At 69.5% G+C, this 7,313-nt stretch carries 5 protein-coding genes; all 5 read left to right on the forward strand.

Going from position 1 to position 7,313, the window contains the following annotated elements; genetic code table 11:
• Positions 1 to 120: 120 nt before the first annotated feature.
• The 5 genes from ACFWI9_RS22140 (at position 121) to ACFWI9_RS22160 (ending at position 7,156) form a co-directional block, all read left to right on the forward strand.
• Complete coding sequence (locus ACFWI9_RS22140; RefSeq protein ID WP_387164423.1) at positions 121 to 1,398, forward strand: sensor histidine kinase; 1,278 nt, start codon at positions 121 to 123, stop codon at positions 1,396 to 1,398.
• Between the two features lie 151 nt (positions 1,399 to 1,549).
• Positions 1,550 to 2,872 carry a sensor histidine kinase gene (locus tag ACFWI9_RS22145; RefSeq protein WP_387164430.1) on the forward strand — a complete coding sequence of 441 codons (1,323 nt, stop codon included), beginning with the start codon at positions 1,550 to 1,552 and terminating at the stop codon, positions 2,870 to 2,872.
• A 219-nt stretch (positions 2,873 to 3,091) separates the two neighbouring features.
• Complete coding sequence (locus tag ACFWI9_RS22150) at positions 3,092 to 3,772, forward strand: LuxR C-terminal-related transcriptional regulator (RefSeq protein WP_387164424.1); 681 nt, start codon at positions 3,092 to 3,094, stop codon at positions 3,770 to 3,772.
• A gap of 302 nt (positions 3,773 to 4,074) precedes the next feature.
• Positions 4,075 to 6,102, forward strand: coding sequence for a 2-oxoacid:acceptor oxidoreductase subunit alpha (locus ACFWI9_RS22155; protein ID WP_387164426.1), 2,028 nt, complete (start codon positions 4,075 to 4,077; stop codon positions 6,100 to 6,102).
• Positions 6,095 to 7,156: a 2-oxoacid:ferredoxin oxidoreductase subunit beta gene (locus ACFWI9_RS22160; RefSeq protein WP_387164427.1), complete on the forward strand. Its 1,062-nt coding sequence runs from the start codon at positions 6,095 to 6,097 to the stop codon at positions 7,154 to 7,156. Before ACFWI9_RS22155 ends, ACFWI9_RS22160 begins: the two co-directional genes overlap by 8 nt.
• Positions 7,157 to 7,313: the final 157 nt, after the last annotated feature.

The following is a 7,313-nucleotide window of genomic DNA, read 5'->3' on the forward strand; positions in this document are numbered from 1 at the left end:
GGTCGGGGATCGGCCACTCAGAGGTCCCTCGGAAATGGCCCGACGCGGGGGATATCCCTACTTTCACGCGGCCCACCTACCCCATGGCGTGCGCGGATTCGACCCGGCAGGCTTGCCCACATGACCGTGACCAGCAGTTCTCCCGGTGCCGGAGCCGGCACCGGAATCGGCACCAGCCCGGGCGGCGGTACCGGCGCCGGCACAGACGCCGGCACAGACGGCGTCGGCGCCACCAAGCAGGACGCTCCGCCGCCGCCCGCGCGCTTCGCCTATGACCGGTACACCTGGAAGGAGATCTCCTATCTCCTCTCCGGTCTGCCCGTCGCCGTCCTCGGCTTCGTCTACACGGTGACCGTGGTCCTGGTCGGGGCGGGCCTGTCCGTCACGGTCGTCGGCCTGCCGCTGCTGGTGCTCGGTCTGGCCGGTTCCCGACTGATAGGCAAAGGCGAGCGGGCACGGGCACGAGCGCTGCTCGGCGTCACGGTGGACGAACCGAGCGCCATGCCGAAAGGCCGGGGCGACGGGCTCTTCGTCCGTTTGTGGCTTGGCCTGAAGGACCCCGTCGCGTGGCGCTCGGTGCTGTACGCGATCATCCGGCTGCCCTGGGGCATCGTCGGCTTCGCGGTGGCCCTGGCCGGGCTTGTCGCACTGTGGCCGGTACTCCCCTACATCGTCAGGGGCATGACCAACGTGGATCGCGCCCTGGTACGGGCGCTGCTCTCGCCGTCCGACGGGCTGGAGCGGCGGATCGCCGAGCTGGAGTCGGACCGCGGTGTGGTCGTGGACACCGCGGCCGCCGATCTGCGACGTATCGAACGCGACCTGCACGACGGAGCCCAGGCCCGGCTGGTCGCCCTCGCCATGGACCTCGGCCTCGCCAAAGAGAAACTGCAAGAGGACCCCGACGCAGCGGCACACATGGTCGCGGAGGCCCACGGCGAAGTGAAACTCGCCCTCCAGGAACTACGCGACCTCGCACGCGGCATCCACCCCGCCGTCCTCACCGACCGCGGACTGAACGCCGCCCTCTCCTCCGTCGCCTCCCGCTGCACCGTCCCCGTCAAGGTCACCGTGGACCTGCCCGACCGCCCCGCCGAAGCAATCGAAGGCATCGCCTACTTCACCGTCTCCGAACTCCTCCAGAACGTCAGCAAACACGCCCGCGCCACCCGCGCCTCGGTCGACGTCTGGCGAGCACACAACCGCCTCATGCTCCAGGTCACCGACGACGGCCAAGGCGGAGCCGACATCACAGCCGGCAGCGGACTCGCAGGACTCGCCGAACGCCTCGACGCCGTGGACGGAGTACTCGTCACCGACTCACCCACCGGCGGCCCCACCACCATCACAGCCGAACTGCCCTGGCGGGACCGGGGAGCGATCCACTCCGCGCGGTAGGGAAAACCCCCGGCCAAGACGGATACCGGCCGCATGGTGCTGCCCCGGTCACGCTCAGCAGCATGGAGTCCTCACCCCTCCGCCACGCCAGACCGGCACTCCCCCGACCAGACCAGCCCAGACCAGCCCAGAGCAGAAACGGATGACGACGATGGCCATGGCTTACGGAACCGACACCCGGACGCACCGCCTCCATCGCCTCCCCCGACCGCTGCGGGCACCGTTCGAAGGACGCACCTGGCGCGAGTTCGGCTACGTCCTGCTGAGTCTGCCGCTGAGCATCGTGTTCTTCAGCCTCGCCGTCAGCCTGGTCGCGACCGGAGCCGGACTGGTGGTCACCTTCCTCGGCATCCCCGTCCTGGCAGCCGCACTCGCCATGTGCCGCGGCTTCGGCGCTATCGAACGGCTGCGGGCACGCGCCCTGCTCGGCCTGCGCGTCACCACACCCGCCCCGGTCCGGCCCCTGGACAGCGGCGGCCCGATGGCCTGGGTAGGCGGGATGCTGAAAAGCGGAGTGTCCTGGCGGCATCTGCTCTACGCGCTGGTGCACATGCCGTGGGCGGTGCTCTCGTTCTCCATCGCCCTGCCGCTGTGGGCCACCGCCTGGACCTGCGCCACGTATCCGCTCTGGCACTGGGTGTTCCCGGCGTACGTCGGCAGTGACGGGCTTCAGCTCTTCGGCGACCGTACGCACGCCTACTACCTCGACTCGCCCGTCGAGCTGACCGCCACCGCCGCGGTGGGACTGCTGCTGCTGATCACGACACCGTGGATCGTGCACGGCCTCACCACCGTGGACCGGCTGCTGGTCACGGGGCTGCTGGGGCCGTCCCGGCTGGAGGGTCGCGTGGTGGAGCTGGAGTCGGACCGCGGTGTGGTCGTGGACACCGCGGCCGCCGATCTGCGACGTATCGAACGCGACCTGCACGACGGAGCCCAGGCCCGGCTGGTCGCCCTCGCCATGGACCTCGGCCTCGCCAAAGAGAAACTGCAAGAGGACCCCGACGCAGCGGCACACATGGTCGCGGAGGCCCACGGCGAAGTGAAACTCGCCCTCCAGGAACTACGCGACCTCGCACGCGGCATCCACCCCGCCGTCCTCACCGACCGCGGACTGAACGCCGCCCTCTCCTCCGTCGCCTCCCGCTGCACCGTCCCCGTCAAGGTCACCGTGGACCTGCCCGACCGCCCCGCCGAAGCAATCGAAGGCATCGCCTACTTCACCGTCTCCGAACTCCTCCAGAACGTCAGCAAACACGCCCGCGCCACCCGCGCCTCGGTCGACGTCTGGCGAGCACACAACCGCCTCATGCTCCAGGTCACCGACGACGGCCAAGGCGGAGCCGACATCACAGCCGGCAGCGGACTCGCAGGACTCGCCGAACGCCTCGACGCCGTGGACGGAGTACTCGTCACCGACTCACCCACCGGCGGCCCCACCACCATCACAGCCGAACTGCCCTGGCGGGCATGATCCCCGGTCCACGCATCCCCGGCGCGCATCCACGAAGCGAGTGACGCGGACCGCGCCTACGCGGACGTAGCCGTGCGCCGCACGCCTTCCCCCGGCTTCCCCGCCCGGCGCGCCGGGCGGGTTTGCCTCGGGTACGGGACGCCCGGGAGCGGATCCTGGGATGCTGGGCGCAGACGAGACTCACCGCGAGACAACCGCGAGACATGGGGGCACAGGGGGATGCAGGTTGTGGAGGACAGGGTACGGATCGTGATCGCGGAGGACTCCGTACTGCTGCGGGAGGGGCTGACCCGGCTGCTCACCGACCGCGGGCACGAGGTGGTGGCAGGCGTCGGGGACGCGGACGCGCTGCTGAAGACCATCGACGAGCTGGCGGCGCGGGGCGCGCTGCCCGACGCCGTGGTCGCCGATGTCCGGATGCCCCCGACCCACACGGACGAGGGGGTCCGCGCGGCCGTGCGGCTGCGCCGCGACCATCCCGGGGTCGGGGTGCTGGTGCTGTCGCAGTACGTGGAGGAGCAGTACGCCACCGAGCTGCTGGCCGGCAGCAGCCGGGGCGTGGGCTATCTGCTCAAGGACCGGGTGGCCGAGGTCCGGGAGTTCGTGGACGCCGTGGTCCGGGTGGCCAGGGGAGGCACCGCGCTCGACCCGGAGGTCGTGGCGCAGCTACTGGGGCGTAGCCGCAAGCAGGACGTGCTGGCCGGGCTGACGCCACGGGAGCGCGAGGTCCTCGGCCTGATGGCTGAGGGCCGGACGAACTCGGCGATCGCCAGGGAGCTGGTGGTGAGTGACGGGGCCGTGGAGAAGCACGTGGGCAACATCTTCCTGAAGCTCGGCCTCTCCCCCAGTGATGGTGATCACCGGCGTGTACTGGCCGTGCTGACCTATCTCAACTCCTGAGAATCTGACACCCTATCAGATAACTAGCGGGCGCCCAGCGGGTGGCCCCAGCATCGACCGGGAGTGTCTGGGATCGGGAGCGTCTGAGCTCGGAAACCTCGGCGATACCTGAGATCGGGAGCACCTGAAGGGAAGATTCGGGGGGCAAGCAGAATCATGGCAGACCAGGACATCAGGTCGTCTCAAAAAGTCGTCCAGCATATGAGCGGTCCAGGGAAGGCCGCCCTTACGGTCGTAGGGTTGGCCTTGGAGCGACCGGTGAGCCGGCCGCGGTCCAGCCGCCTCGAAGGAGGTCCAGTTCAGTGACCAGCCAGGTCAGTAGCCCAGCCGAGCACGCAGACGAGGCAGACGCGGCCGGAGAGACCGTCGTCGGGGGACAGCGCAGATCCCCCGGCGGCGCAGGCGCCGAGGACAGCGGCGCCAAGGGCACCCAAGACAACAGCGGCAACGACAGCAACAGCGGCAGCGGCGGCGGCACCAAAGAGGTCCGCCGACTGGACCGTGTGATCATCCGGTTCGCGGGCGACTCCGGTGACGGTATGCAGCTGACAGGTGACCGCTTCACGTCGGAGACGGCGTCTTTCGGCAACGACCTGTCCACCCTCCCGAACTTCCCGGCCGAGATCCGGGCGCCCGCCGGCACCCTGCCCGGCGTCTCCTCGTTCCAGCTCCACTTCGCCGACCATGACATCCTCACCCCGGGCGACGCGCCGAACGTGCTGGTCGCGATGAACCCGGCCGCGCTCAAGGCGAACATCGGCGATGTGCCGCGCGGCGGCGAAATCATCGTCAACACGGATGAGTTCGCCAAACGCGCCATGGCCAAGGTCGGCTACGAGACCAGCCCGCTCGAAGACGGCTCCCTCGACGCGTACAGCGTCCACCCGGTCCCGCTGACGACACTCACCGTCGAGGCGCTCAAGGAGTTCGGACTCTCCCGCAAGGAGGCCGAGCGCTCCAAGAACATGTTCGCGCTCGGCCTGCTGAGCTGGATGTACCACCGGCCGACCGAGGGCACCGAGACGTTCCTGCGCAGCAAGTTCGCCAAGAAGCCGGAGATCGCCGAGGCGAACGTCGCGGCCTTCCGTGCCGGCTGGAACTTCGGCGAGACCACCGAGGACTTCGCCGTCTCCTACGAGGTCGCCCCGGCCACCCAGGCCTTCCCGACCGGCACCTACCGCAACATCTCGGGCAACCTCGCGCTGTCTTACGGACTGGTCGCCGCGTCTCAACAGGCGGACCTGCCGCTCTACCTGGGCTCGTACCCGATCACCCCGGCATCGGACATCCTGCACGAGCTGTCCAAGCACAAGAACTTCGGCGTGCGGACCTTCCAGGCCGAGGACGAGATCGCGGGCATCGGCGCCGCGCTCGGCGCCGCTTTCGGCGGCTCGCTCGCCGTGACCACGACATCGGGCCCCGGTGTGGCGCTGAAGTCCGAGACCATCGGACTCGCCGTGTCGCTGGAGCTTCCGCTGCTGATCGTGGACATCCAGCGCGGCGGCCCGTCCACCGGCCTGCCCACCAAGACCGAGCAGGCCGACCTGCTCCAGGCGATGTACGGGCGCAACGGCGAGGCGCCGGTGCCGATCGTGGCCCCGAAGACCCCCGCGGACTGCTTCGACGCAGCGCTGGAGGCGGCCCGTATCGCCCTGACGTACCGCACCCCCGTGTTCCTGCTGTCCGACGGCTACCTGGCCAACGGCAGCGAGCCCTGGCGGATCCCGGACCTGGACGAGCTCCCCGATCTGAAGGTCAGGTTCGCCACCGGCCCCAACCACACCACCGAGGACGGCACCGAGGTCTTCTGGCCCTACAAGCGCGACCCGCACACCCTGGCGCGCCCCTGGGCCGTCCCCGGCACCCCCGGCCTCGAACACCGGATCGGCGGCATCGAAAAGCAGGACGGCACGGGCAACATCTCGTACGACCCGGCCAACCACGACTTCATGGTCCGCATCCGGCAGTCCAAGGTCGACGGCATCGACGTGCCGGACCTCGCGGTCGACGACCCGGACGGCGCCCGCACGCTGGTGCTCGGCTGGGGCTCCACATACGGGCCGATCACCGCTGCCGTACGCAGGCTGCGCGGCGCCGGGCAGCCCATCGCACAGGCGCATCTGCGCCACCTCAACCCGTTCCCGAGGAATCTGGGGGACGTTCTGGAGCGTTACGAGAAGGTAGTGGTACCGGAGATGAACCTCGGCCAACTCGCCGGTCTGATCCGCGCGAGGTACCTGGTCGACGCGCACTCCTACAACCAGGTCAACGGCATGCCGTTCAAGGCCGAGCAGCTCGCCGCGGCTCTCAAGGAGGCCATCAATGACTGAGACAGCGTCCACTCTGCTGTCGCTGGTTCCGAAGGCCGAGGCCAAGCAGTCCATGAAGGACTTCAAATCGGACCAGGAGGTCCGGTGGTGCCCCGGCTGCGGTGACTACGCGATCCTCGCGGCGGTGCAGGGCTTCATGCCCGAGCTCGGGCTCGCGAAGGAGAACATCGTCTTCGTCTCCGGCATCGGCTGCTCCTCCCGTTTCCCGTACTACATGAACACCTACGGGATGCACTCCATCCACGGCCGTGCCCCCGCCATCGCGACCGGGCTCGCCTCCTCGCGCCGCGACCTGAGCGTCTGGGTGGTCACCGGTGACGGCGACGCGCTGTCGATCGGCGGAAACCACCTGATCCACGCGCTGCGCCGGAACGTCAACCTCAAGATCCTGCTGTTCAACAACCGGATCTACGGTCTGACCAAGGGCCAGTACAGCCCCACCTCCGAGGTCGGCAAGATCACCAAGTCCACGCCGATGGGCTCGCTCGACGCGCCCTTCAACCCGGTGTCGCTGGCGATCGGGGCCGAGGCGTCCTTCGTGGCCCGTACGGTCGACTCCGACCGCAAGCACCTCACCGAGGTACTGCGGGCGGCGGCCGACCACCCGGGCACGGCGCTGGTCGAGATCTACCAGAACTGCAACATCTTCAACGACGGCGCCTTCGATGTGCTCAAGGACAAGCAGCAGGCCGAGGAGGCGGTGATCCGCCTTGAACACGGCGAGCCCATCCGCTTCGGCAGCAAGCGCGAGAAGGGCGTCGTACGGGACCCGGCGACCGGTGACCTGAAGGTCGTCACGGTCACCCCGGGCAACGAGGACCGGATCCTGGTCCACGACGCGCACAGCGCCAGCCCGACGACCGCCTTCGCGCTGTCCCGGCTGGCCGACCCGGACACGCTGCACCACACGCCGATCGGGGTGTTCCGCAGCGTGCGGCGGCCGGTGTACGACGTGCAGATGTCGGACCAGCTCGACGCGGCGATCGAGCAGAACGGCAAGGGCGACCTGGGCGCGCTGCTCGCCGGGAACGACACCTGGACGGTCGTCGGCTGACCGGACCGGCTGGTACTGACCGCGCCCCCACCGGCCCTGGCAGCGGCACAGCCTCCCGCACTCCTCAGGGGCGCCGGGGGGGGGGCCCCCGCGCCCGGCCCCCCCCCCCCCGCGGGGCCGCCCCAAGCGGGGAGAAGAGAAGCAGGGGGGAAGGGCG

This window comes from Streptomyces sp. NPDC127084 (genome assembly GCF_042724175.1).
GTDB lineage: Bacteria > Actinomycetota > Actinomycetes > Streptomycetales > Streptomycetaceae > Streptomyces.